The organism is Microbacterium sp. KRD172 (assembly GCF_017168295.1).
Lineage (GTDB): Bacteria > Actinomycetota > Actinomycetes > Actinomycetales > Microbacteriaceae > Microbacterium > Microbacterium profundi.
In genome coordinates this window covers 3195225-3196524 of record NZ_JABFAS010000002.1, presented here as the reverse complement: position 1 = coordinate 3196524, position 1300 = coordinate 3195225, and the positions used below count along the sequence as shown (strand labels likewise).

The window sequence follows — 1300 nt, the reverse complement described above, 5'->3', positions numbered from 1 at the left end:
TCTACCGTCATCGTCGCCCTCAACGGGCTGCGCCTGCTCCGCAAAAGCGCCTGGACATGAGATCTCGCATGCGGGTGGAACTAGACCTCGGGGGCCGGCCATGACACCGAAACGTCCCGCCATGGCCGCCTCGGTGCTGGAGTCCGAGAACGCGCTGGTCATCGTCTGCCGCGGCGGCGATTGCGGGAGCCGGCGAAACCACCCCACCCTCGATCACGCCGCGCAACTCGCTGCCATCCGTTCCGGCGTGAGCGGTGCGGCCGAGGTGCTGGTCAGCAAGTGCCTCGATGCGTGCGAGCACTCCAACGTCATCGTCGTCGTTCCCGGCCAGAAAGATCGCTCCCGCGGCGCCGAGCCGGTCTGGCTGGGCGAGGTCAACGACGCTGACGTCACCGCCGACCTGATCGACTGGGTCACATCTCCGGCGCCCTGGTCGGTGCAGCCACCCACGCTCGTCGACATCCACACCTTCACCCCCACCCGCCGCAGCCGCCACGAACTGGAGGACCCGGACACCGTGCCTGCAGCGCGGTCCGCACGCCAGAAGCGGAAGAGCAATACCTGATTGTCGTGCCCCAGCCCGACTTCCCAGGCGTCACATCGTGGAGGGCAACGGGGGAGGTCTCGGCCGAGGCGAGCAGCTGCAGTGCCCAACGTTGCTGCTGTCGGCGGTCCGCTGCAGCAATCGGCACAAGTACCCGTCACCATGGTGAACGCTATTCAGCGGGGCATGCACGCTCCGCTGATTCCTCGAAGACCGGAACGGGTCGGGTCTGTGCTTGCTCAGGCGTTGTCGCGACGCCATTGCGTTCGATGTCTCGGATGAGCCAGTCCATTTCGAGGATCTCGCGGCGCTGCGCTTCGCTGATCTCGACCGCGAGCTCGCAGACGCGGACGTCCTGGATCTGGGCGCGTTCGGCACGGGTGATCGCCAGAGAATGGTGCGGGATCATGGCGCGCATGAAGGCCGCGTCGTCAACAGTGATTTGACTGCGGTCAAGGAAGACGCCGCCTCCGATTAGCAGGACACCCACCGTGATGATCGCGATATTGGCTTTGGTGTTCTTATACATGCTCAACATCCAGCCGAGCATGATGAGCACCATCGTGCCCCCCATGGTGAGCGTCATGAACACGCGGCTTTCACTGAAGCGGACGTGACCCCATTCCCATGAGCCCACGAACATTACCCAGTACATCACCACCATCGCGGTGAGGATCATCGCCGCAAATCGGATGTACATGTTCACCTGCTTGCTGCGGGGTCCGTGCTGCTCCTGGTCGGTGCGGGTTTTCTTGT

At 64.1% G+C, this 1300-nt stretch carries 2 protein-coding genes; one reads left to right on the top strand and one right to left on the bottom strand.

All coding sequences use genetic code 11. The annotated features are described in order from the left end of the window. Nucleotides 1-121 precede the first annotated feature (121 nt). Nucleotides 122-565: a (2Fe-2S) ferredoxin domain-containing protein gene (locus J1M43_RS15710; protein ID WP_206477263.1), complete on the top strand. Its 444-nt coding sequence runs from the start codon at nucleotides 122-124 to the stop codon at nucleotides 563-565. Between the two features lie 151 nt (nucleotides 566-716). Here the strand turns inward: J1M43_RS15710 and J1M43_RS15705 are convergent, their stop codons facing one another. Continuing rightward, nucleotides 717-1199, bottom strand: a complete 483-nt coding sequence (locus J1M43_RS15705) for a DUF305 domain-containing protein (protein WP_241245528.1) — start codon at nucleotides 1197-1199, stop codon at nucleotides 717-719. Nucleotides 1200-1300 lie beyond the last annotated feature (101 nt).

Coding starts and splice junctions, on each gene's coding strand:
- J1M43_RS15710 (WP_206477263.1), top strand. CDS start 122: ATGGCCGCCTCGGTGCTGGAGTCCGAGAACGCGCTGGTCATCGTCTGC.
- J1M43_RS15705 (WP_241245528.1), bottom strand. CDS start 1,199: ATGTACTGGGTAATGTTCGTGGGCTCATGGGAATGGGGTCACGTCCGC.